General features: G+C 57.6%; 15 protein-coding genes. 11 read left to right on the top strand and 4 right to left on the bottom strand.

What is annotated here, in order from left to right; genetic code table 11:
* Positions 1-41 precede the first annotated feature (41 nt).
* The 4 genes from purD to CTT34_RS12625 are packed head-to-tail and all read left to right on the top strand — an operon-like array spanning position 42 to position 3081.
* Complete coding sequence (gene purD, locus CTT34_RS12640) at positions 42-1328, top strand: phosphoribosylamine--glycine ligase (RefSeq protein WP_159342747.1); 1287 nt, start codon at positions 42-44, stop codon at positions 1326-1328.
* 47 nt (positions 1329-1375) lie between these two features.
* Positions 1376-1816 (top strand): acyl-CoA thioesterase, encoded by a 441-nt coding sequence (locus CTT34_RS12635; RefSeq protein WP_159342746.1) that lies wholly within the window; start codon positions 1376-1378, stop codon positions 1814-1816.
* Complete coding sequence (locus tag CTT34_RS12630) at positions 1816-2688, top strand: phosphoribulokinase (RefSeq protein WP_159342745.1); 873 nt, start codon at positions 1816-1818, stop codon at positions 2686-2688. The genes CTT34_RS12635 and CTT34_RS12630 overlap by 1 nt, the downstream gene beginning before the upstream one ends.
* Positions 2689-2739: 51 nt before the next feature.
* The gene (locus CTT34_RS12625) at positions 2740-3081 is read left to right on the top strand and encodes a histidine triad nucleotide-binding protein (RefSeq protein ID WP_159342744.1); all 342 of its coding nucleotides are present in this window, start codon (positions 2740-2742) and stop codon (positions 3079-3081) included.
* A gap of 78 nt (positions 3082-3159) precedes the next feature.
* Here the strand turns inward: CTT34_RS12625 and ettA are convergent, their stop codons facing one another.
* The 4 genes from ettA to CTT34_RS12605 form a co-directional block, all read right to left on the bottom strand.
* Positions 3160-4821, bottom strand: coding sequence for an energy-dependent translational throttle protein EttA (gene ettA / locus CTT34_RS12620; protein ID WP_159342743.1), 1662 nt, complete (start codon positions 4819-4821; stop codon positions 3160-3162).
* A gap of 186 nt (positions 4822-5007) precedes the next feature.
* Complete coding sequence (locus CTT34_RS12615; RefSeq protein ID WP_044628513.1) at positions 5008-5220, bottom strand: PA3496 family putative envelope integrity protein; 213 nt, start codon at positions 5218-5220, stop codon at positions 5008-5010.
* 241 nt (positions 5221-5461) lie between these two features.
* Positions 5462-5899 (bottom strand): PAS domain S-box protein, encoded by a 438-nt coding sequence (locus CTT34_RS12610; protein ID WP_139526853.1) that lies wholly within the window; start codon positions 5897-5899, stop codon positions 5462-5464.
* Between the two features lie 187 nt (positions 5900-6086).
* Positions 6087-7400: an MFS transporter gene (locus CTT34_RS12605; protein ID WP_159342742.1), complete on the bottom strand. Its 1314-nt coding sequence runs from the start codon at positions 7398-7400 to the stop codon at positions 6087-6089.
* Positions 7401-7525: 125 nt separating this feature from the next.
* Here CTT34_RS12605 and CTT34_RS12600 point away from each other — a divergent pair, with 125 nt between their 5' ends.
* The 7 genes from CTT34_RS12600 (at position 7526) to CTT34_RS12570 (ending at position 24366) form a co-directional block, all read left to right on the top strand.
* A complete protein-coding gene (locus tag CTT34_RS12600) occupies positions 7526-7795 on the top strand; it encodes an Rdx family protein (protein WP_159342741.1) in 270 nt (89 codons plus the stop codon).
* On the top strand, positions 7792-8679 hold the full coding sequence (locus CTT34_RS12595) for a DMT family transporter (protein ID WP_159342740.1): 888 nt from the start codon (positions 7792-7794) through the stop codon (positions 8677-8679). Before CTT34_RS12600 ends, CTT34_RS12595 begins: the two co-directional genes overlap by 4 nt.
* 289 nt (positions 8680-8968) lie before the next feature.
* A complete protein-coding gene (locus CTT34_RS12590) occupies positions 8969-10759 on the top strand; it encodes a TolC family outer membrane protein (RefSeq protein WP_407071537.1) in 1791 nt (596 codons plus the stop codon).
* A 138-nt stretch (positions 10760-10897) separates the two neighbouring features.
* On the top strand, positions 10898-13081 hold the full coding sequence (locus CTT34_RS12585; RefSeq protein ID WP_159343790.1) for a type I secretion system permease/ATPase: 2184 nt from the start codon (positions 10898-10900) through the stop codon (positions 13079-13081).
* A complete protein-coding gene (locus tag CTT34_RS12580) occupies positions 13081-14511 on the top strand; it encodes an HlyD family type I secretion periplasmic adaptor subunit (protein WP_159342738.1) in 1431 nt (476 codons plus the stop codon). Before CTT34_RS12585 ends, CTT34_RS12580 begins: the two co-directional genes overlap by 1 nt.
* Positions 14511-15137 (top strand): response regulator transcription factor, encoded by a 627-nt coding sequence (locus CTT34_RS12575; RefSeq protein WP_159342737.1) that lies wholly within the window; start codon positions 14511-14513, stop codon positions 15135-15137. The genes CTT34_RS12580 and CTT34_RS12575 overlap by 1 nt, the downstream gene beginning before the upstream one ends.
* A 193-nt stretch (positions 15138-15330) precedes the next feature.
* Complete coding sequence (locus CTT34_RS12570) at positions 15331-24366, top strand: retention module-containing protein (RefSeq protein WP_159342736.1); 9036 nt, start codon at positions 15331-15333, stop codon at positions 24364-24366.
* Positions 24367-24437: the final 71 nt, after the last annotated feature.

Here is a 24437-nt window from a genome sequence, read left to right as displayed (position 1 = left end):
AATGCCGCCCATCGACGCTCTCCCGTTTGAGAAGGATACCCATGAAAGTTTTGATGATCGGTGGCGGTGGCCGCGAACATGCTCTGGCTTGGAAACTTGCCCAATCCCGTGATGTCGAGCAGGTGTTCGTCGCGCCTGGCAATGCAGGCACCGCGACAGAGCCCAAGCTGACCAATGTTGCGATTGGCGCAACCGACCTGGAGGCTCTGGTGGCGTTTGCGCAGCAAGAGCAGGTAGCGTTGACCGTCGTTGGCCCTGAAGCGCCGCTCGTCGAAGGCGTCGTAGACCGCTTCCAAGCCGCCGGTTTGACGATTTTCGGCCCCAGCCAGCGCGCGGCTCAGCTCGAAGGGTCCAAGTCGTTCACCAAAGACTTTCTGGCCCGCCATGCTATTCCCACAGCGGCCTATCAAACCTTCACGGCTGTAGAGCCTGCGTTGGCGTATCTAGCCGACATGGGCGCGCCGATCGTCATCAAAGCCGACGGCTTGGCGGCGGGTAAAGGCGTCATCGTAGCCATGAGCGAGGCCGAAGCCGAGGCGGCGATCCGCGATATGCTCGAAGCCAACGCCTTTGGTGATGCGGGCGCCCGTGTCGTCATCGAAGAGTTTCTCGAAGGTGAAGAGGCGAGCTTCATCGTCATGGTGGATGGCGACAACGTCGTGCCCATGGCCACCAGCCAGGATCATAAGCGTGCCTACGACGGCGATACCGGCCCCAATACCGGGGGCATGGGAGCCTACTCACCGGCGCCCGTCGTCACGCCAGAGGTCGATGCGCGAATCATGGAGCAGGTCATTCTGCCCACCGTGCGTGGTATGGCGGCAGAGGGAAATGCGTATACCGGTTTCTTGTATGCAGGCCTGATGATCGATCCACAGGGCAACCCTAAAGTGATCGAGTACAACTGCCGGTTCGGTGATCCAGAAACCCAGCCGATCATGATGCGTCTGACTTCGGATTTGGCGGCGCTCTGCCTGGCAGGCGCCAAAGGCGAGCTGGCCAGCAAACAGTGCGAGTGGGACCCCCGCGCAGCCGTCGGCGTGGTGCTGGCCGCTGGTGGGTACCCTGGCAATTACCGTAAAGGCGACGTGATTCACGGCTTGGCCGATGCCGAACGGGCGCAGTGCAAGGTCTTCCACGCGGGGACGGCGCAAAATGCAGACGGTGAGATCACCACGGCCGGTGGGCGTGTGCTGTGTGTAACAGCGCTGGGCGATAGCGTGTCGGCGGCTCAGCAACAGGCGTACCAAGGCGTTAACGCGATTCACTGGGACGGCGTCGAATTTCGTCGTGATATCGCGTTCCGTGCCATCGCGCGGGAGCAGTAAATAGCGGCTTTTCGAGGTCATATCGTCACCCGACAAGGAGTAGAGCAATGGAGCGTGTCTCGCTGGACTTCCCTTTGGCAGCGGTCATTCACCGTCATCCGCTGACGGTGCGGGTGACGGATATGAACTATGGCCGCCACTTGGGGCACGATGCCCTGGTGTCGTTGCTCCATGAAGCGCGAGTGCAGGCCTTTGCGTCTCTGGATCTACCAGAGTGGGATATGCACGGTTATCCCAGCGTGGTCGTAGACCTCGCCGTGCAGTATCAGCAGGAGGCGCGCTTTCCTGATGCGCTGGTGATCGAAACGGCGGTGCCCGAACCAGAGGGTAAAGCCTTGACGGTCTATCAGCGGGTTACCAAGGCAGAGACGGGCGACGTGGTGGCGACTGCACGTGTGACCAAACTGCTGCTGGACCTGGCGGCAGGCCGTCCGGTGGCGATTCCAGATACGCTCAAGCAAACGCTTGCGGATGCCAGGGGGGGATAATGTCACGAGAGTATCCCATTATCGCGGTGACGGGCTCCTCCGGGGCGGGCACCACCACCGTGCGCCGCAGCTTCGAGCGTATGTTCCTGCGTGAAGACGTGCATGCCGCCATGGTGGATGGCGATGCCTTTCACCGCTATACCCGTGATGATCTCAAGCGTATTTTTCGCGAAGAGCCGGAGCGCAAGGACGAACTCTCCCACTTTGCCGTCGAAGCCAACCTGCTCGACCGCCTGGAAGGGCTGTTCATCGAGTATGGGGAGCACGGGACCGGCACGTTTCGTCACTACATTCATGCAGAAGATAAGCAGAAGATCGAAGCGGGCTACCGGGTGGGCACCTTCACCGAGTGGCAGTCGTTGCCCTGCGGTACCGACCTGCTGTTCTATGAGGGGCTACATGGCGGCTTGGTGACGCAAGAGTACGATATTGCCCGTCACGTCGATCTGCTGGTAGGCGTGGCGCCCACCATGAACCTGGAGTGGATTCAAAAGATCGACCGAGACACCAAGTTGCGCGGCTACTCCCAGGAAGCGGTGATCGACACGATTTTGGGGCGTATGGATGACTACGTGCGCTATATCCAGCCGCAGTTTTCTCGCACCCACATCAATTTCCAGCGAGTGCCCACGGTCGATACGTCCAACCCTTTCGAGGTACAGGATATTCCCACCGATGCTGAGTCGTTCGTGGTGATTCGCTTCCGGGACCCTTCGACGGTGGACTTTCCTTGGCTGCTGGCGATGATCAAAGATGCCTTTATGACTCGCCCGCATACTCTGGTGGTGCCCGGTGCTCGTATGTCCTTGGCGATGGAGCTGATTCTCGCTCCCCTGGTTCGCCACCTGCTCTCCCAGCGCCGTTTTCGCTAACGCGGCGCTGCCCGAACTGACCATAAACGCGCCAAACGTAAGGAGGCTGCGATGGAGTGCCTGTTCTGTAAGATCATTAACCGCGATATTCCGGCGGACATCGTGTTCGAGGATGAGCACGTTCTGGCGTTCAATGACATCAGCCCTCAAGCGCCGACACATCAGCTCATCATTCCCAAGAAGCATATCCCTACGCTGAACGATATCGAAGCCGACGATTTGGCGCTCGTGGGTCGCTTACAGCACACCGCGGCGCAGCTCGCCAAGCAGCAAGGCTTTGCCGAAGAGGGTTACCGGGTCGTCATGAACTGCAACGAGATGGGAGGGCAGACCGTCTACCATATTCATATGCATCTACTGGGCGGGCGTGAGTTTACGTGGCCCGCTGGATGAATCATTCGGCAGACGCGATCCCATCGCCATAAAAAAAGCCCTGCATCAGCAGGGCTTTTTGTGTCGAGCAACGCGACGTTAGGCGTCGATGCGCTTGTACTTCATGCGCTTCGGTGTGTCATTGCCCACGCGTTTTTTGTGATCCTCTTCGTACTCGGTGTAGTTGCCGTCGAAGAACACCACTTCAGAGTCGCCTTCAAACGCCAAGATGTGCGTGGAGATACGATCCAGGAACCAGCGGTCGTGAGAGATCACCATCGCGCAGCCGGGGAAGGCGAGCAGCGCCTCTTCCAGCGCGCGCAGGGTTTCGATATCCAGGTCGTTCGAGGGTTCATCCAACAACAGGACGTTGGCTCCCTGCTTCAGCGTTTGAGCCAACTGCAGGCGGCCACGCTCACCGCCGGAGAGCTCGTCCAGACGCTTCTGCTGGTCGTTACCCTTGAAGTTGAAGCGACCCACGTAAGCCCGTGAAGACACCTCATAACCGTTGATGTTGAGGATATCCTGACCATCGGATACCGCCTCCCAAACGGTTTGCTTGTCATCCAGCGCGTCCCGCAACTGTTCGACATAGGCAATATCGACGGTGTCGCCGATCACCACGTCACCGCTATCCGGCTGCTCTTTGCCGGTCACTAGCTTGAACAGCGTCGATTTACCGGCACCGTTACCCCCCACAATGCCCACGATCGCCCCCGGCGGAATGGTAAAGGAGAGGTCCTGATAGAGCAGTTTGTCATCGAAGCGCTTAGTGACGTTATGAAACTCGATGACCTTGTCACCCAGGCGCGGGCCGGGCGGAATGTAGATCTCGTTGGTCTCGTTACGTTTCTGGAAGTCGCCCGACTGCATCTCTTCGAAGCGGTTAAGACGCGCTTTGCTCTTCGCTTGGCGGCCTTTGGCATTGCTGCGCACCCACTCAAGCTCTTGCTTGATGGCTTTCTGACGAGACGCTTCTTGCTTCGCTTCTTGGGTCAGGCGCTGCTCTTTCTGCTCTAGCCACTGAGAGTAGTTACCTTCGAACGGAATGCCCTGCCCCCGGTCGAGCTCGAGAATCCAGCCTGCGACGTTATCGAGGAAGTAGCGGTCGTGGGTGATTGCCACGACGGTGCCGTTGTAGTCGTGCAGGAAGCGCTCGAGCCAAGCAACGGACTCGGCATCCAAGTGGTTGGTTGGTTCGTCCAGCAGCAGCATGTCCGGGCTGGAGAGCAGCAGGCGGCATAGCGCCACACGGCGGCGCTCGCCCCCAGAGAGGTGGCCGACTTTTGCCTCCCACGGCGGCAGACGCAGCGCCTCTGCGGCCACTTCCAGCTTACGCTCGAGGTTGTGCGCATCGGCCGCTTCGATGATGTTCTCAAGGCGCGCTTGCTCGCTGGCCAGGGCATCGAAATCCGCGTCAGGTTCAGCGTAGGCGGCGTAGACCGCGTCGAGCTTTTCCTGTGCTTCTTTGATGGCACCCAGCGCCTCTTCGACGGTATCCCGGACGTTTTTCTCGTCGTCGAGCTGCGGCTCCTGGGGCAGGTAGCCCACATTGATACCGGGCATCGGACGAGCTTCACCTTCAAACTCTTTATCGACACCGGCCATAATGCGCAGCAGCGTGGATTTACCGGCACCGTTCAAGCCCAGCACACCAATCTTGGCGCCAGGAAAGAACGAGAGGGAAATATCCTTGAGAATTTGCTTTTTGGGCGGCACTACTTTGCCAACCCGATTCATGGTGAATACGTATTGCGCCATGGAAATCCGTTAGGTTGTGGTAAAAGCGAGACCAGCACGAGGCTGGCTTGGTGCACAGATGATAGTGCCCAGCGCGGCTAAAGGCCAGTAAACCGGCGGCGCAAGCAGCGCCAAAAAAGAAGGGCACGCGCTCGGTGCCCCTCGGGTCGTCATTACCTTGGAACTGCTTGGCAGATTGGCAAGGCGTTACTCTTCTTCATCCCAATCGTCTTCGATTGCGCGCTGTAAACGCCGCTCTTCCAGCCACGCTTCTACCTGGCGACGGGCGCGCAGTGTATCCGCTTTACTGGGTTTGCTTTTACCGTAGTGATCGTCGTTGACGGCATCCAGGTTGTCGAACTCGTCTGCGTCAAGCCCGTCGTTGGTGTAGGTTTCACGATTTAAGGGGTCACGGCTCATGGTATGCCCTCCAACCCAAGCCGGCGCACCGGCATCACAACGGCTTCTTGCGCCATACCAATACAACCGACGTATGAAGCAAGAAGCGCCTAACGCTCATTAAGCGCCTAGGCGCTATATAGCGCCACTGGGTTGGAAGTTCAAGCGTTTTTGAAGAATGTTTGCATCACTGCGGGCATAGGGGCAGTAGGCGCGCGTTCGAGTCTTTTTGCTATTGGTAAGCGCCCATGGCGGCTAACCGTTACTCCGCGTGCTCTTGCTGTTTTTTTAGTTCTGCCAGCGCCAACTGCGCTTCGACACGCTCCGTGACGTCTTTTTGTACCCCGATGTAGTACATCAGTTTGTCGGCTTCGTCGTAAACCGGCGTGATCGATAGCTCGTTCCAAAACATCGTGCCGTCTTTGCGGTAGTTACGCAGCACTTCACGAGAAGGGCGGCCATCCTGAAGCGCCTCACGGATCGACATGAGGGCATCTTGATCGCGATCTTCGTTTTGAAGGAAGCGGCAGTCGCGATAGAGGATTTCATCCGCACTGTAGCCCGTTAAACGTTCAAAACCTTTGTTCACGTAAATCAGGATGTTTTCGTCACCTTCCTGCTCTGCAACGACGATGCCATCTTCAGAAGCGTCAACAATGCGTTCGAGTAACTCCGGGCTTATCAAGGGAGATCGTTTCATCAATGGGTTCCTGTTGCTTCTCGTCTTTCTTCGCCGTGGCGCTGTGCGTCAGCGCGGGGCGCTCTTAAGTGCAGGACGATGCAGTCTTTCACACCATCAAACAAAGGTAGGATAGCAAAAAAACAGCTAGCCACCGTGATTTGCTGACCATCATGGCGAGCGTGGTTCGGCTTTGCAATCGGCAATGCTATTCGGCCTCCGGGAGGCGCTGTGCACTGAGCATGGCGCCGATGGCCGTCAACGCCAATATCACCAGCAGCATAGCGCTGCCCAGCCACTGTGCCAATGCGCCCATCATGCCACCAACGACCAGCATTAGCACCCCGGTGAAGGTGTTGGAAAGCGCGACATACAGGGCTCTATTGTCTTGATTAGCGATGTCGACCAAATAGGTTTTACGCCCTAAACGTACGCCATGGTGAACCACCACCAGTAACGCGTACACGCCCGCGTAGGGCAGTACGCTCTGTGTCCAACTGCCCGGCAACCACGCAATCAGAGCACCCAACAGGCAGCAAATGGCCGTGCCGATGGCCGCGTCACGCATCACCCGGCGGCTGGAACGGTCCGCTCGTTTCCCCCAAATCGGGCTGGCCACCATAGCGGCTAACCCCGAGACCACGACTAGAATGCCCAGCCCGCCAAGTTCGGTGCCGCTTTGCTGTTGGCCAAGCAGGGCCACGTAGGGCAAAGCGAGTGCGCTTGATAGCAGCAGTGCCCGGGCAAGGTTGAAGTGCAGGAACGTGGCATCCTCACGCATCAGAGACATCCCGAGCTTGATGCTGTCCCAGGCATTCTCGCCGCCTTCCACGGCACCGGGCACTTCGTTGATGCGCGCCGCGCATAGCGCATTGAGCAACCACCCACCGGCAGCGACTCCTAATAGGGTAGCCAAGGCAACATGGCCCGGTCGGTCGCCGAAGGCTACCAATACCCCGCCGGCCACCAGTGTGGCAGCACCGGCGATACTGCCACTCCAACCCATCAGCGTACCGCGACGGCGCTTGGCAATGGTCTTACCCAGTACGTCCTTGGTGGCAATCGAAGAGAGCCCCCGCGCTAGTGAGAGTAGTATGAGCGCCGCCAAAACCAGCGCCCCGCCCATCGCACCGCTTCCCATCAAAGCAAGCAGAGCAAGCACTGCGGCGGCGATTGCCTGCACGGTGGCGCCCGCGACCCAGACCCATTTACGCTGTGGCTTCAAACGAATGAAGCCCGCCACGAACAGTTGCGGTAGCAGCGCGCCTGCTTCGCGGATGGGGACGAGCAAGCCCACCATCCACACCGGCGCACCGATGATACCCAACAGCCAGGGCAGCACTAGCCGTGCGCTCGACAGCTCATCGGCGAGCTTGTTGCCTAGCGATGCCAGCAGATGAAGGAAAAAGTTGCGCGGCTGTTCTTGGCACGCGCCATCAGGAATGTCGTCGCACATCCGGCTGTCGTCGTCGCCGGTTAGCCACTCGTAAAGCTGTGTCTGTGAAACGTCCTTTTGGGCCATTGTCGGTTCCTTGGCGGTGACTCGTATAAGATGACAGAATGCCTTTAGGATGCCACATAATGCTGACGAAAGGCTTCATCGAACGCCGCGCGTAGCAAAGGAACTGATCGATAAGGATTTATACGATGGCACGCATTCATATTCGCTACTGCACCCAGTGTCAGTGGCTGCTACGCAGCGCTTGGTACGCCCAAGAGCTTCTGTCCACGTTTGGCGAACAGCTGACGGAAGTCGCACTGTCTCCCTCCCATGGCGGTACTTTCGAAATCTGGTGTGATGACACGCTGCTTTGGGAGCGCAAGCGGGAAGGTGGGTTTCCCGATATCAAAACGCTCAAACGGCAGGTGCGCGACCAGATCGACCCTGCTCAGGATCTAGGACACATCGATCAATGACGCAAGATCAACGGGCGATGCTTTATGGCCTTGGGGCGGTGGCTCTGTGGTCGACCGTGGCGACGGCATTCAAGGTGGCGCTGGCGTGGATGAGCCCGCTCGAATTGATGTGGTGGGCAGCGCTGGTGTCATGGCTGCTCATGGGCATCATCGTTCTCAAGCAAGGCAATATGGGTGTCGCGCTTCGCCGGGGGTGGCGAACAGCTCTGTGGGCAGGTGTGATGAACCCGGTAGCCTACTACCTAGTACTATTTGCAGCCTACGATCGGCTGCCTGGCCAAGAAGCCATGGCACTGAACTATACGTGGGCATTGGCGATGGCTTTCTTAGCGGTGCCCATTTTAGGTCATCGGCTGACGCGTCTGGACGTGGCGGCAGGCCTGGTGGCCTACAGCGGTGTTTGGGTGATTGCCACCCGAGGGGAGGTGTTCAACGTCGCCTTCGAAAACCCGCTTGGGGTCGTGTTTGCGCTAGCCTCCACGCTGCTATGGGCGCTCTATTGGCTGCTCAATGCCAAGGACTCCCGCCAGCCGCTGGTCGGTCAGTGGCAGAACTTCAGTGTTGGGTTACCTGTTTTAACAGTTCTGTTACTTTTGGGGCCTGGGTTTCAGTGGCACGGATGGGCTGCCCTTGGGGCTGGGGTGTATGTCGGGCTGTTTGAAATGGGCATTGCTTTCGTACTATGGCAGATGGCGGTCCAGAGCGTTTCTCGAACTGCCAAGGTGTCCAACCTGATTTTTCTGTCCCCTCCTGTCTCTTTATTGCTGCTTTTCTTGATCGTTGGCGAGCCCATGCGGCTCTCTACCTTGGTGGGGCTAGTGTTGATTCTATGCGGCTTGGCGATTCAGCAACTGCCGCAAGCGCGGCATGCGTCGACAGCGTAGTGTGTTTTTTTGAGGTTTTATTGTAAATTTTTGTGACTTTTGTTTTTACAGCTTGTCACTGCCGCTAAGGCGATTAACTTAAGCTAATATCATTCATCTAAGGTGCTTCTGCTCAGGCAAAATCACCAGCGATGCCATACAGCTTATTGTCAGTCAGGTAGTGCTCAGCAGCGGGTAAGCAGCCCAGGGGGTGACAATGCGTCGGTGCGTTGTTGCAAAGGAAAGGCTACTTGCTCACCAGTAGCGAAAACGATCATTAGGGAACATGGCCATGAAAGACAACGTTACAATGAAAAGAACACCTCTCGCATTTCAGCGCGCACTGCGCCCCTTGACGCTCACCACCATTGCCTGCTTGCCGCTCACGGCGCTCGCGCAGCCGCTTCCCTCCACGCTGTATGCACCTGGCACGACCGATCTCAATACCACCATCCAACAAACCATCGTGAGCAACCCGCAGGTCAACGCTGCCTGGAACAATTTCAGTGCAGCGGGAAGCGACGTTCGGGTGGCACAAGGTAACTATCTGCCATCTATTGATGTCCGGGCTGGGGTGGGGCGCCAAGACCAACAAAACGATGGTCGTGGTAGCTACAGCAGCGACTTTGCCGAGCTCACGCTGACGCAGATGGTGTTTGACGGGTTTGCGACGCGTAGCGAAGTCGAGCGATTGGACCGCACCCGACTAATTGCGTACTTCGAGCTATTGGGTGCCAGTGAAACGGTGGCGCTCGAAGCGTTTGAAACGTACCTGGATGTCTTGCCTTTCCGTGAAATGGTGCGTCTGGCGCAGGACAACTACCGCGAGCACCAGCGCGTCTTTTCGCAAATTGAAGAGCGGGCGCTTTCCGGCGCAGGGCGAGGGGTGGATCTTGAGCAAATCAGCGGTCGCCTGGCGCTGGCCGAATCCAACCTCATGACCGAAGCATCGAACCTTCACGACGTGACGGCGCGCTATCAGCGGATCGTGGGCGAGCTGCCGCCTCAAAACATGTCACCCGCACCCTCTCTGGCCGATGAACTGCCTAGTGATGTCAGTGAAGCCGTGCGGATGGCCTTCGAGGGCAACCCCGATTTTCATGCCGCCATCGAGAATATTGCCGTTCAGCGGGCGGAGCAGGACGCCGCACGGGCAGCCTTCATGCCCCGTTTGGACATTCAAGGCCGTACTGGCACGAATAACCAAGATGACGCCATTGCAGGTCGCAGCGACGAGCACAGCATTCAGCTCGTGGCAAGCATGAACCTGTACCGAGGCGGTTCTGACAGCGCTGCCTTCGACGCGGCCGCAACGCGTATCGAACAAGCGGTCAATCAGCGTGAAGTGGCGTGTACCAACGTGCGTCAAACGACGCAAATCGCCTACAACGATACGCAACGCCTGAATGAGCAGCTGCGCTATCTGAACGATCACCGCCAATCCATCGACCGCGTCCGGGGTGCTTATCAGCAACAGTTCGATATTGGCCAGCGCACTCTGCTGGACGTTTTGGACAGCGAGAACGAATACTTCGAAGCCAGCCGGGCGTATGCCAATGCCGAATTCGATCTGACCCTGGCGCATGCGCGTACGCTGGCTGCCATGGGGCAGCTCATGCAAACGTTGGAAGTCGTCCGCGACGATATTCCCACGCTGGCAGAACTGGGTTATGAAGACTTGGCGCAAGACCCAGAGATGGCGTGTGCCACCGATGGTCCGCGCGGTTTCACCCTGGAAGATTTCACGCGCGGCATTTCCGCAGCGACGATGACGAGTGAGGCCCCCGCTACCGCGTACGACGCGCCGAGCGAATCGGTAGTCGTGCCGTCTGGTGCGGCTGCCTATACCTACGAGGCGGTTGAGCCAGCGGCGATTGAAAGCAGTCTCTACATTCAAGTCGCATCGCTGACGGCAGAAACCCGCGCGCAACAGCTGAGCGCCGAGTTGAGCGAGCAGCTAACGAGCCCGTCACGGGTGTATGCATCGGCGGGTAACTACCGTGTCCAGTTGGGGCCGGTGGCATCGCTGAGCGACGCACAAGTACTCCGACAAACACTTCACGGAATGGGGTATGGTGATGCCTTCGTCACCAATGGCTAGCACTACGTGCCAATGCCGGCACCCGTAATAGTCGTCGCCTGCCGTGCCATCGCGGCGGGCAGACGCATCCTCTTGGGTGCGTAGCACGAGTCGCATAATGAGTATTAGGGCAACGAGGTCTTTGTGACACAAGCAAACCTGAGTAATACGGAAGCGCCAGACTCGCTTTCGGATGAAGCCGTTTCCAATGAGCGGGATACAGGCGATGAGCTGCTCGAGTGTCTTAAGGCCATTGCCTCGTTTCATCAGCATGATGTGTCATCAGAAGCACTTCGGGCAGGTTTGCCTCTCGAACAGGGTAAGTTGACACCCTCGGTGTTTGGGCGAGCAGCTTCTCGAGCGGGGTTGACCGCGCGGATCGTAAAAAGTCGGCTGTCTGGTCTCAACCCAGCGCTGTTCCCCGCAATTCTTTTGTTAGAGCCTGGCCGTGCCTGCGTCTTGTTAGGGCTGGATGTTAAGCAAAAAAAAGCCCGCGTCATTTTCCCAGAACTCTCCGAGTCGGACGTAGAGATCTCTCTGGATGAGCTTCACGCTGGCTATAGCGGCGAAGCGATTTATGTCCGTCCCAAATTCTTAGCCGATAATGCGTCCGAACCGGGTGTCAAAAAGCGCCGAGACCAGCACTGGTTTTGGGGGGTTATTCGGGAAAATCGTCGGCTATACCGCGATATCGTTCTAGGCTCGGTGGCGATCAACCTGTTCGCCATTGCCATGCCACTGTTCGTGCTCAACGTATATGATCGCGTGGTACCTAACCAGGCAACTGAAACGCTCTGGGTGCTTGCCGTTGGTATCTTCATCGTACTTTGCTTCGACTTGGCCCTGCGGCTCATGCGCAGCAGCTTCGTCGATCTTGCCGCCAGCCGGGCAGACGTCAAACTCTCCTCGTCGATTATGGCTAAATCGCTGGGGCTGCGTTTAGAAGAGCGTCCAGCCTCGACAGGGTCGTTCACTTCCACGCTGCAGTCGTTTGAATCGGTGCGCGCTTTTATCGGTTCTGCGACCATCCTCGGCATCGTAGACTTGCCGTTCGTTCTAATGTTTGCGGCCATCATCGCGCTGATCAACCCCTGGCTGGTGTTGCCAGTATTGGTCGGGATTGTCTTTGTGCTGCTCTATGCCCTAGCGGCGCAAGGCAAGCTGCACGAACTCTCGCAAACCACCTGGGAGGTTGGGGCGCAGCGTAACTCCTTACTGGTGGAATCCATTTCCCAGTTGGAAAACGTCAAAGCGCTGCGAGCGGAAAGCCGTATTCAGCGTCATTGGGAGAAGGCCTCGGCGTTTCTATCCAAAACGGGCGCGCAGCTGAAGATGGTCAGCACATCGGTCTCGAATGTCGCGCAGTGGGCGCAGCACAGCGTGGCCGTTTGCGTGATCATCGTCGGTGTGTACCAAATCATTGAAGGCAACCTCACCCAGGGAGGCTTGATCGCCGCCTATATGCTCTCTTCACGAGCCATGGCACCCATCAGCCAAGCCGCTGCGCTGCTGGCGCAGTACCACCAATCTTCCACTGCATTGGATTCCTTGAATGCGGTCATGGATAAAAAAGTGGAGCGTCACGAAGGTAAAGCGTACGTAGAGAAGCCCAGCTTTGCGGGTAACATTCGTTTGGAAAAAGTGACGCTGCGCTACCCCAACGAAGAGCGAGACGCTTTGAAGGATGTCTCCATTACGGTCAAGGCCGGCGAGAAAGTGGCGCTTCTTGGGCGCATCGGCTGTGGGAAATCGTCGCTCAACAAGCTCGTGCTGGGGTTCTATCAGCCCACCTCTGGGGCGGTGCTGGTCGACAACGTCGATATTCGTCAGCTCGACCCGTTGCAGCTACGTCGCCATATCGGCTACGTACCCCAGGATGTCAGCCTGTTTTCGGGCTCACTGCGGGATAATATCGTGGCCGGGGGCGGCAGTGACCGCGTGGACGACGATGCATTGCTTCGAGCGATTGAGTTAGCGGGTCTGGAAAACTTGGTTAATAGCCATCCTCATGGGGTCGACCTTCAAGTCGGTGAGCGTGGCCAAGCGCTGTCGGGAGGCCAGAAACAGTCGGTCGCCATCGCGCGAGCGCTGGTCCAAGACCCTCCGATTCTGCTGCTGGATGAGCCCACCAGCTCCATGGATAACGCCAGTGAAGAGGCGTTCAAAGCCAACCTAAAAAACGTCGCGGCGGGTAAAACCATTCTTGTGGTGACTCACCGTACCTCGCTGCTCTCCCTGGTAGATCGCATTATTGTGATGGATGCAGGCAAAGTGGTGGCCGACGGTCCGCGGGATACCGTGGTTGAAGCACTACGTAAAGGCCAAATCGGGAGGGCCTCATAATGGCGCGTAAACCTTCCACTACTTCCGAGCAGAAAGGCTTTGAAGCGATTGGCCGTTTCTCTGAAAAGGGCCAAAAACCGTTCCGCCCCTTCATGGATCGCCTGTTTGCCAAGCGGGTGACCTCCGCCCACCTCAATCGTGATTGGGCCAGCGACACCGACTGGGCGCGAATGCAGCAAGAACCCATTCGTGCGCGATTATTTCTGTACACCGTACTGCTGACCATCATCGCGCTGTTGGTATGGGCCTACTTTGCCGCGATCGATGAAGTGACGCGAGGGGCAGGGCGCGTGATTCCCGCCAGCCAGCTTCAGCGTATCCAGTCATTCGATGGTGGCGTCGTCGAGCAAATCATGGTGCGAGAAGGGCAGGTCGTGAACGCGGGTGAAGTACTGATGCAGATCGACCCTACCCGGTTCGTGTCTGACTTTCGTGAAAACCGTGCCCAGCGATTTGCATTGGAAGCGCGTGCCGAGCGCCTTCGCGCGCTGGCGACCGGCACCGCCTTCGAGCCTTCCGAAGAGCTGCGTCAGGAAGTGCCCAATATCGTCATGCAAGAGCGTGAAGTTTACGAAAGTCGTCGCGAAGAGCTGCGTGAGCAAGAGAACGTGTTGGAAGACAGAATTCGCCAGCGTGAACAAGAGCTTCGCGAGGCCGAGGCTCGCCGAGACACGGCAGGGCGCGAAGCCAGCATGGCGAGCCAGGAGCTCAATTTGACGCGCCCGCTGCTGGCGTCAGGCGCAGTGTCCGAAGTCGAAGTGCTGCGCTTGCAAAGGGAAGTGTCCCGCGCCACCGGCGAGCGTAACCAAGCCGACGCGGCCGTTTCTCGTTTAGAAGCGGCGGTCGAAGAGGCTGAAACACAGCTACGTGAATTAGGTGCCGAGCGCCGCAGCGAGTGGCGTAACGACCTAGCCCAGGCGCTAGGTGATCTCAACGCGCTGCAGCAGTCCGGAACCGGGCTTCAAGATCGGGTGCGGCTGACGGAAATTCGCTCACCGGTCGATGGGATCGTTCAACGTATCCACATCAATACGATTGGCGGAGTGGCCCAGCCGGGGCAAGAAGTCGTGGAGATCGTCCCCAGCGATGACCAACTTCTGGTTGAAGCGCGTATTGCGCCTCAAGACATCGCGTTTTTACACCCGGGACAGCCTGCGACGATCAAACTGACCGCCTACGATTACGCCATCTACGGTGGGCTGCAAGCCGAACTTGAGCACATCAGTGCCGACACCATTACAGATGAAGAGGGCAATACCTTCTACTTGGTGCGGGTGCGCAGTTTAGAAAACGAAAACGTCGCCGATCGACTGCAGGTAATACCAGGTATGACGGCGCAGGTGGATATCGTCACCGGTAAGCGAACGGTGATGCAGTTCATGCTAAAACCTGTTTTGAGAGCGTGGCGAGATTCCATGGGGGAGCGCTGATGAAACATTGGTTCATAACAACGGATGGCAGTATCAAAGCCCGCTGGAAAAAAGCCTTTCAAGATGTTGGAGCCTTAACACCCGGTGCGATTGGGCAGCACGTGGCGCCTAAAGATCTCGTGTGGCTCTCAACGACCGTCGATAGCTGGCCATCATTACTGCCCGGGTTAGTCGAGCAAGGTATCATCGTCGTCGTGCTCAGCTATGCCCCCGATGATCGAGAAGCGCTCAGCGCCCTGGACCTAGGCGCACGAGGCTATGTTCATACCCTGGCGGCGGCTGACGTGCTGAACCAAGTGGCCTTGGTCGTGACCAATCAGGGCGTTTGGGTGGGCCAGGAATTATTGGCGAAAGTGCTCGGCGGTACGTTCAAAGCCCTTCAGCAGCGTGTCGAACATGACCGTTACCAACACAGTGATTACTTGCGCTTATTGACCGAGCGAGAGCGCGGCGTCGCCCTTGCCGTCGCGCGTGGAGCGACCAACAAGGAAGTGGCTCGCCAGTTGGATATCACAGAACGAACGGTAAAAGCCCATCTGAGCGCAATTTTCAAAAAGTTGGCGGTACGAGACCGCCTGCAATTGATTCTCAAGCTGGCGCCTGTCGCCGAGCAAGCCGATACGTAACTCGGCTTATGGCCGCAAGGACCAAGCCGAGTCGCATCCCCTTCAAAACGAGGCCCGCGGGCCTCGTTTTTTATTGTCCATCGGTACAATACTTTTTTGTTCCATACCCTCCTAATCTCGCTGTATATGCCACCCATCCATCTGGTCATAACGTACTAGCGGGCGGCAACCAACAACGAGTGAGGAATGACACATGGCTACGGCAACGGTTATCGCAATTACAGGTCAGGCATGGGCTCGCGATGAAGACGGCAACCTGCGTGAATTGCGTATTGGTGATGTACTTCAAGAAGGCGAAACGCTCATCACCTCTGCCGATGGCCGTGTCGAGCTGGATTTTGCTGATGGTACCGGTGCCAATGTTGTTGAAGGCGGCCAAGAAGTGGCCGTCACGCCGGACCTGGTAAGCGACCTGATCGTTGCCACCGATGCCAGCGCACAAGATGACGACTTAGAAGCACTCCTTGCAGCACTCGATGATGAAGAGGGCGACCTGCTCGATATCCTCGATGCGACCGCAGCGGGTGGTGGTGCCGGTGGTGGCGGCGGTGGCGGCAGCAGCTTCGTGCGTGTTGCCCGTATCGCTGAAGAGACAGACCCCCTCAGCTTCAGCACAGAAGGTGGCCTAGAAGGTGCCGAGTTTGTTGAATTTGATGGTGGCGATGTGGCGGCGGAAGATGCGGGTGATGCCGCTGATCCAGTACCTGCTCCAGAACCCGGCACCGATGGCGTCATTACTTTAACGAGCCCTCAGCAGGTTACTGAGGGCCAGCCAATCACTATTTCAGCAAGCATCAACAGTGCACCGCAAGGTACTCCGTTGGTGATTACGCTCAGCAACGGTCAGCAGATTGTTATCGCTGTCGGTGAAACCACTGGTAGCGTGACCTTCGACAGCCGTCCAGACGACGCTTACCTGCAAGGTGATGGCACAATCTCGATTGGTATCGAAACGGCCACGGGAGGTGGCTACGAAACCATTGATACCTCTGATGAAACCAGCGTCACCGTCAGCGACGACGCCGACGCTACCACCATCACCCTGAGCGCCCCAGAAGCCGTCACCGAAGGCTCACCGATCACCGTCAGCGCGAGCGTCAACAACGCCCCGCAAGGCAGCCCGCTGGTCATCACCCTCAGCAACGGCCAACAGATCACCATCGCCGTGGGTGAAACCACTGGCAGCGCGACCTTCGATAGTCGCGGTGACGACGTCTACCAGCAAGGCACCGACACGCTGAATCTGAGCATCGAGACCGCCGAAGGCGGCAACTACGAAGCCCTCGACAGCGACGCTACCGTCACGGTCACCGTCAGCGACGACGCCGATGCTACCACCATTACGCTGAGCGCCCCGGAAGCCGTTACTGAAGGCGAATCGATTACTGTTAGCGCGAGCGTCAACAACGCCCCGCAAGGCAGCCCGCTGGTCATCACGCTGAACAACGGCCAACAGATCACCATCGCCGTGGGCGAGACTACTGGCAGCGTGACCTTCGATAGTCGCGGTGACGATGTCTACCAGCAAGGTGAGCAGAGCCAGACCCTGAGCATCACCGGCACCGAGGGCGGCAACTACGAAGCCCTGGATACCACCAGTACCGCCACGATGGCCACTGTCGACGACAACGACGTCACCACCCTGACGCTGAACAACGTCACGGTCGACGAAGGTGCAGGCACCGCGACGCTCAGCGGCACGCTAAGCAGCGCCCCGACTGACGAGCCGCTCGTGATTGCGCTGGATAACGGCGCCACGCTGACCTTTGGTATCGGTGAGACCACCGCCACCTCGACGCCGTTTGCAGTACAGGGCGACGACGTTTACCTCGACGGTGAAACCATCACCGTGAACGCCAGTGTTCAAAGCGGCGGTGACGAGTTCGAAAACCTCAACGTGGGCGACACCGCCACCGTGACGGTGAACGACACTATCGACACCGTCACGGTGGGCCTAACGGCCACCCCATCGGTGGCCGAAGGCGGCCAGATCACCTACACCGCGACCCTGACCAACGCCAGTGGCAATCCGGTCACGGCGAACAACGCCATCACCGTGACCTTGACCAATGGCGAAGTATTCACCATTGCGGCCAACAGCAGCACGGGCGAGATCACCGTTGACGCGCCGGCCGATGACGCCTACGACACGAACGCGATCACCAACAGCATTGCCTCCGTCAGCGAAGCGAATGCCGGCGAAGCCGATGCGCTTGAGAACCTGGAGGTGGCCGGCGACACCAGCGTCACCACGACGGTCACCGACAACGACACCGAGACCACCCTGACGCTGAACAACGTCACGGTCGACGAAGGTGCAGGCACCGCGACGCTCAGCGGCACGCTAAGCAGCGCCCCGACTGACGAGCCGCTCGTGATTGCGCTGGATAACGGCGCCACGCTGACCTTTGGTATCGGTGAGACCACCGCCACCTCGACGCCGTTTGCAGTACAGGGCGACGACGTTTACCTCGACGGTGAAACCATCACCGTGAACGCCAGTGTTCAAAGCGGCGGTGACGAGTTCGAAAACCTCAACGTGGGCGACACCGCCACCGTGACGGTGAACGACACTATCGACACCGTCACGGTGGGCCTAACGGCCACCCCATCGGTGGCCGAAGGCGGCCAGATCACCTACACCGCGACCCTGACCAACGCCAGTGGCAATCCGGTCACGGCGAACAACGCCATCACCGTGACCCTGGCCAATGGCGAAGTATTCACCATTGCGGCCAACAGCAGCACGGGCGAGATCACCGTTGACGCGCCGGCCGATGACGCCTACGACACGAACGCGATCACCAACAGCATTGCCTCCGTCAGCGAAGCGAATGCCGGCGAAGCCGATGCGCTTGAGAACCTGGAGGTGGCCGGCGACACCAGCGTCACCACGACGGTCACCGACAACGACACCGAGACCACCCTGACGCTGAACAACGTCACGGTCGACGAAGGTGCAGGCACCGCGACGCTCAGCGGCACGCTAAGCAGCGCCCCGACTGACGAGCCGCTCGTGATTGCGCTGGATAACGGCGCCACGCTGACCTTTGGTATCGGTGAGACCACCGCCACCTCGACGCCGTTTGCAGTACAGGGCGACGACGTTTACCTCGACGGTGAAACCATCACCGTGAACGCCAGTGTTCAAAGCGGCGGTGACGAGTTCGAAAACCTCAACGTGGGCGACACCGCCACCGTGACGGTGAACGACACTATCGACACCGTCACGGTGGGCCTAACGGCCACCCCATCGGTGGCCGAAGGCGGCCAGATCACCTACACCGCGACCCTGACCAACGCCAGTGGCAATCCGGTCACGGCGAACAACGCCATCACCGTGACCTTGACCAATGGCGAAGTATTCACCATTGCGGCCAACAGCAGCACGGGCGAGATCACCGTTGACGCGCCGGCCGATGACGCCTACGACACGAACGCGATCACCAACAGCATTGCCTCCGTCAGCGAAGCGAATGCCGGCGAAGCCGATGCGCTTGAGAACCTGGAGGTGGCCGGCGACACCAGCGTCACCACGACGGTCACCGACAACGACACCGAGACCACCCTGACGCTGAACAACGTCACGGTCGACGAAGGTGCAGGCACCGCGACGCTCAGCGGCACGCTAAGCAGCGCCCCGACTGACGAGCCGCTCGTGATTGCGCTGGATAACGGCGCCACGCTGACCTTTGGTATCGGTGAGACCACCGCCACCTCGACGCCGTTTGCAGTACAGGGCGACGACGTTTACCTCGACGGTGAAACCATCACCGTGAACGCCAGTGTTCAAAGCGGCGGTGACGAGTTCGAAAACCTCAACGTGGGCGACACCGCCACCGTGACGGTGAACGACACTATCGACACCGTCACGGTGGGCCTAACGGCCACCCCATCGGTGGCCGAAGGCGGCCAGATCACCTACACCGCGACCCTGACCAACGCCAGTGGCAATCCGGTCACGGCGAACAACGCCATCACCGTGACCCTGGCCAATGGCGAAGTATTCACCATTGCGGCCAACAGCAGCACGGGCGAGATCACCGTTGACGCGCCGGCCGATGACGCCTACGACACGAACGCGATCACCAACAGCATTGCCTCCGTCAGCGAAGCGAATGCCGGCGAAGCCGATGCGCTTGAGAACCTGGAGGTGGCCGGCGACACCAGCGTCACCACGACGGTCACCGACAACGACACCGAGACCACCCTGACGCTGAACAACGTCACGGTCGACGAAGGTGCAGGCACCGCGACGCTCAGCGGCACGCTAAGCAGCGCCCCGACTGACGAGCCGCTCGTGATTGCGCTGGATAACGGCGCCACGCTGACCTTTGGTATCGGTGAGACCACCGCCACCTCGACGCCGTTTGCAGTACAGGGCGACGACGTTTACCTCGACGGTGAAACCATCACCGTGAACGCCAGTGTTCAAAGCGGCGGTGACGAGTTCGAAAACCTCAACGTGGGCGACACCGCCACCGTGACGGTGAACGACACTATCGACACCGTCACGGTGGGCCTAACGGCCACCCCATCGGTGGCCGAAGGCGGCCAGATCACCTACACCGCGACCCTGACCAACGCCAGTGGCAATCCGGTCACGGCGAACAACGCCATCACCGTGACCCTGGCCAATGGCGAAGTATTCACCATTGCGGCCAACAGCAGCACGGGCGAGATCACCGTTGACGCGCCGGCCGATGACGCCTACGACACGAACGCGATCACCAACAGCATTGCCTCCGTCAGCGAAGCGAATGCCGGCGAAGCCGATGCGCTTGAGAACCTGGAGGTGGCCGGCGACACCAGCGTCACCACGACGGTCACCGACAACGACACCGAGACCACCCTGACGCTGAACAACGTCACGGTCGACGAAGGTGCAGGCACCGCGACGCTCAGCGGCACGCTAAGCAGCGCCCCGACTGACGAGCCGCTCGTGATTGCGCTGGATAACGGCGCCACGCTGACCTTTGGTATCGGTGAGACCACCGCCACCTCGACGCCGTTTGCAGTACAGGGCGACGACGTTTACCTCGACGGTGAAACCATCACCGTGAACGCCAGTGTTCAAAGCGGCGGTGACGAGTTCGAAAACCTCAACGTGGGCGACACCGCCACCGTGACGGTGAACGACACTATCGACACCGTCACGGTGGGCCTAACGGCCACCCCATCGGTGGCCGAAGGCGGCCAGATCACCTACACCGCGACCCTGACCAACGCCAGTGGCAATCCGGTCACGGCGAACAACGCCATCACCGTGACCTTGACCAATGGCGAAGTATTCACCATTGCGGCCAACAGCAGCACGGGCGAGATCACCGTTGACGCGCCGGCCGATGACGCCTACGACACGAACGCGATCACCAACAGCATTGCCTCCGTCAGCGAAGCGAATGCCGGCGAAGCCGATGCGCTTGAGAACCTGGAGGTGGCCGGCGACACCAGCGTCACCACGACGGTCACCGACAACGACACCGAGACCACCCTGACGCTGAACAACGTCACGGTCGACGAAGGTGCAGGCACCGCGACGCTCAGCGGCACGCTAAGCAGCGCCCCGACTGACGAGCCGCTCGTGATTGCGCTGGATAACGGCGCCACGCTGACCTTTGGTATCGGTGAGACCACCGCCACCTCGACGCCGTTTGCAGTACAGGGCGACGACGTTTACCTCGACGGTGAAACCATCACCGTGAACGCCAGTGTTCAAAGCGGCGGTGACGAGTTCGAAAACCTCAACGTGGGCGACACCGCCACCGTGACGGTGAACGACACTATCGACACCGTCACGGTGGGCCTAACGGCCACCCCATCGGTGGCCGAAGGCGGCCAGATCACCTACACCGCGACCCTGACCAACGCCAGTGGCAATCCGGTCACGGCGAACAACGCCATCACCGTGACCCTGGCCAATGGCGAAGTATTCACCATTGCGGCCAACAGCAGCACGGGCGAGATCACCGTTGACGCGCCGGCCGATGACGCCTACGACACGAACGCGATCACCAACAGCATTGCCTCCGTCAGCGAAGCGAATGCCGGCGAAGCCGATGCGCTTGAGAACCTGGAGGTGGCCGGCGACACCAGCGTCACCACGACGGTCACCGACAACGACACCGAGACCACCCTGACGCTGAACAACGTCACGGTCGACGAAGGTGCAGGCACCGCGACGCTCAGCGGCACGCTAAGCAGCGCCCCGACTGACGAGCCGCTCGTGATTGCGCTGGATAACGGCGCCACGCTGACCTTTGGTATCGGTGAGACCACCGCCACCTCGACGCCGTTTGCAGTACAGGGCGACGACGTTTACCTCGACGGTGAAACCATCACCGTGAACGCCAGTGTTCAAAGCGGCGGTGACGAGTTCGAAAACCTCAACGTGGGCGACACCGCCACCGTGACGGTGAAGGACACGATTGACACAACCACTGTCACAATCAAAGCCTCCATCATCAAAACAGCAACAGTTACTGTTGATAACGTCAACGATAACGACAGCTTTACGATCAAAGCTTTGAAGCCAGACAACAGCTTGGGCGAAATTTCTACCTATCAAGATTCTTGGCGTGACGGGTTTGGCGTACAAGGTAGTGCTTCAGGTAACAATGCGGAGCTAGGCTTTGACAACCAAAACGGTAGTGAAAAGCTAATTGTAGAGTTTAACAACGCAGTGCAAAGCATTGATGTGGCTTTGGCATGGCGTAACCCTCATGAGACTGCGAAAGTCGAGTTTTTCGATAGCAATAATGAGAAGGTTGGTTATGCAGTTGTAGAGGGGCAGTCGCCAGATGCAATAGTGACTTATTATAATGCTGACGGCCAACAGGTTGGCGACGTGGTTAATATGGGTAGTCGCTTTGGAACTGATGCCATTGACTCAAGCTACATCTTTGCAATGCCTGATGGCCAGTCTTTCAATAGTGCTGTCTTTAGCGCAGTAGACGTTGAAGATGACTATCTAATCCACTCAATTAGCTACCAAGAGGTAGTAGGTGCGGATGTAACTACCGTTGATGGACCAACCGATATTACGTTCGTAGTAGAAACGTCAAATCCGCCTGATGCTAGTCAATATGACTTTGAAACAACGTTCCCTACCGCGACTTTCGACGTGGACGGTACCACCTATACGGTCTATCTCGACCGTGATGGGGTAGGAACAAAAACAGTGCCGGTTGCGGGTGATCAAGATTTGACTGCCGTAGTGACCGAGGTTAACGGCAATTTTGAGCACGTTGAGCTTCCTGCCAGTGTTACTTTGTATAAAGGCCTGCTTAAGGTTGATGATAACGGTGACAATACTGTTAATGGTGGCCAAGGCGGTGACGTTATTGTGGCTGATGAAGGCGGTGCGAGCGTTAATGTTCAGCCGGGGAAAAACTACAATGTTGCACTTATTGTCGATACTTCAGGCTCTATGCAGTACGGCTTAAATGGAGATGGTCTTTTTAGCAATAATCCTGATGAGATTAATGACAGTGTTTACGCTGCTTCAAGAATGAAGCTTATTAAGGATTCGTTGTTGCAGTTGGCTGAACAGCTTAAAAATCATGATGGCATAATTAACGTTTCGCTGATTGCTTTTGATACAGATGTTGAGCTGAAGGCGAGTATTCAGAATCTTTCAGAAAACAATATTGACGACCTGTTAACAGCAATTGGCCGTGCAAAGACTGAGGGGTTGCAAGCGCTTGGTGGTACTAACTATGAAAGCGCATTCATTGGGGCCTCACAGTGGTTTGCGGGGCAACCAAGCGAGAATGAAGGTTTTGGAAATTTAACTTACTTCTTGACGGATGGGGATCCATCGCGGAGCAATAGCGGTACAAATGGTAGCGTAGGTACGGATCCAAAGGATATGTTGGACGCCATTGAGGCCTTCGCTCCTTTAAGTGCTGTGAGCTCGGTACATGCTATTGGTATTGGCGATGGGGTTACCGTTGATAACCTTAAGTATTTCGACAATACAGAGGAGGGAAGCTTGGTTAAAGCTCCATTTGGGATGCCGGAGGAGGTGTTAGCTGATTTTAGTAATAATGGTGGTTGGAATAATGCCAATAACTGGAGTATGTCTTCATCTGGCGGTACTCTGAACAGAGAAGGAAATTCGAATCGCTATATGAAAATTAGCGATACGTCAGTGGATAATGCTGCTTATACAGTTGCTACCCCTCAGTTTGATGTTGGTGAAGATGAGAATGCAGGTATTTCCTTTTCCTATATTTTCCGTGACGGGTACGATAGTGCAGCGTGGAAGCTGCAAAAGCTGAATGATAATAATTGGATCGATGTTGAAAACCAGGGAGGTGCGTTAGGTTACTCGTACAATTGGAACTCGGCTGCGAGTGGCGCGCTAGAGCAAGGTGAATACCGTATCGTGTATAGCGTAAATGACGCGACTACTTATTTGGGTGATGCCACGCTTTATATTGACAACATAAAACTCACACCTTATGTGCTGCAAGGTGAAGTCAGTATCGTCAATAGTGCCAAAGAGCTTAACGCTGCACTTGTCAGCGGCTCGACCAATACCGAACTGGCCGAGTTAGGTGATGACGTAGTAGACGGTGGGGATGGTAACGACATCATCTTTGGTGATGCTATTAATACCGATGCTTTGGATTGGGAAGGCCGTGAATTGCCAGATGGTTCAGGCATGGCTGCGCTTAAAGAGTACTTGAGAGTTAGCAATGACGGAGTCGAGCCTACCGAGCAGCAGCTGTACGACTACATTAAAACAAACCATGAAGAACTGAACGTGTCAGGTGACGCGCGCGGTGGAAATGATGAGTTGTATGGCGGCAAGGGAGACGACATCCTTCATGGTCAGGGTGGGAACGATCTATTGGTAGGCGGCGAGGGCGATGATCTATTGTACGGAGGAGCAGGAGCTGACACCTTCAAGTGGGAGTTTGGTGACCAAGGCTCTCCCGAGCAGCCTGCCACTGATACCGTCATGGACTTCAATGCCGACGAAGGAGACGCTCTCGATATTAGCGAGTTGCTTGGGGGAGATGTCGATGAAAATAATCTCGGTGACTATGTTCAGGCTGAGGTAAAAGATGGCAGTACTACTTTGCACATCAATACCGAGGGCAAGCTGAACGAAGATGGTGGAAATGCTGATCAGCATATCGTACTAAAAGGTGTTGATATAGGTACCGATCCATCGGCATTCCTTCAATCCTTGCTGAAAACTGACCCCACCGGAGATTGATTTGCCACTCACCCCAAAGGCCGCCTCCGGGCGGCCTTGTTGTCTCTAACCCAGGTTTACTTTTCGCAACT

The organism is Halomonas meridiana, assembly GCF_009846525.1.
Taxonomy (GTDB): Bacteria; Pseudomonadota; Gammaproteobacteria; order Pseudomonadales; family Halomonadaceae; genus Vreelandella.
This window is presented reverse-complemented; position numbering and strand designations above follow the sequence as displayed.